The 1066-nt window shown below is 32.9% G+C and carries 1 protein-coding gene; it reads right to left on the reverse strand.

Going from position 1 to position 1066, the window contains the following annotated elements:
* Window positions 1-426: 426 nt before the first annotated feature.
* Window positions 427-957: an NADPH-dependent FMN reductase gene (locus FGM02_RS17535; RefSeq protein WP_139959868.1), complete on the reverse strand. Its 531-nt coding sequence runs from the start codon at window positions 955-957 to the stop codon at window positions 427-429.
* Between the last annotated feature and the right edge of the window lie 109 nt (window positions 958-1066).

The raw sequence follows: 1066 nt of genomic DNA on the forward strand, positions 1-1066 counted from the left end.
CTATAATTTTTGCGTACAGATTTTCCTCCCACCCGCAAACTTGCTAAAAACATGAATTAACAGTTAGAAAGTTTCTGCGAAAAGATGTGTCATCGGAACTATAATTTTGGGTTCTACAGGTTTTCACCCAACCGCAAACTTGCTTTTTAATAAGGAACCAAAATGTTTCGTGGGAAAAATGTGTGAATGGTAGTAGTAAATTTTCTAACAACTTTATGTACGCCAACGGTTTTGGCTAGGCTTTGTGCGGGATTGAAAATCGGCCAGATTTTCGAACACGGACTAAGCCGAAGCTTTTTGTTTGGATTTGTTTCTTTGGTTTCACAAAGCCAAATCAACAAGATTTGGCGACCTAGTAAATATACACAAAACTTTGAAGTTAGCACAAAACCCGCATGAAGTTTAGCCGGTGTTACCTGCTGGCTTTTATATCAGAGATTTAAAAGCATTAATGAATTGTAGTAATTCAATTTTTGTTTTTTCATTAACAATTTTACCTTCTTTGTCAACTTTTCCTTTTATCCCTTGAATTAAAAGAGTTGTTTCGTTTGTAAATTTTGTCTCAATAGTTTTCATAATTAATATTAACTCTTGGTGTCCCTTTTCACCACTAGCTGAAGCTGTTATTAGTCCGACTGGTTTATTTGAAAATACAGTTGTCGATACACTCCATTCAAGAATATTTTTTAATCCACTGGGTATACTGAATACATATTCGGGTGTACAAATTATTATTCCATCTGCATTGGAAATTTTATTTCTGAAATCAATAATTTTTTCAGGAACATTATTGTCGGTTAGTTCTGTTCTAAAATGTGGGAATTCAGTTAGATTATCAATTAATTCTATATTAAATTCAGATTTTTCATGTTCGGAGATATATTTCAAAATGGATAAATTTCCCGAATTTTGACTAGCACTTCCGCAAATTCCAATTATATTTTTCTTCTTTGTCATTTAGTTTATTTTCAGAGCTTTTTTGCTTGCAGGTAACGGTTTTGTATAAGCTTAGTGTGGGAGTTGATAATCGAAAGATTATCGGCCTTGCACTAAGCTTATACTTATT

It is taken from the genome of Flavicella sediminum, assembly GCF_006381105.1.
Classification (GTDB): Bacteria; Bacteroidota; Bacteroidia; order Flavobacteriales; family Flavobacteriaceae; genus Flavicella; species Flavicella sediminum.

Bases quoted from the DNA above. Each gene is read 5' to 3' on its own strand.
- FGM02_RS17535 (WP_139959868.1), bottom strand. From the start codon at position 957: ATGACAAAGAAGAAAAATATAATTGGAATTTGCGGAAGTGCTAGTCAA.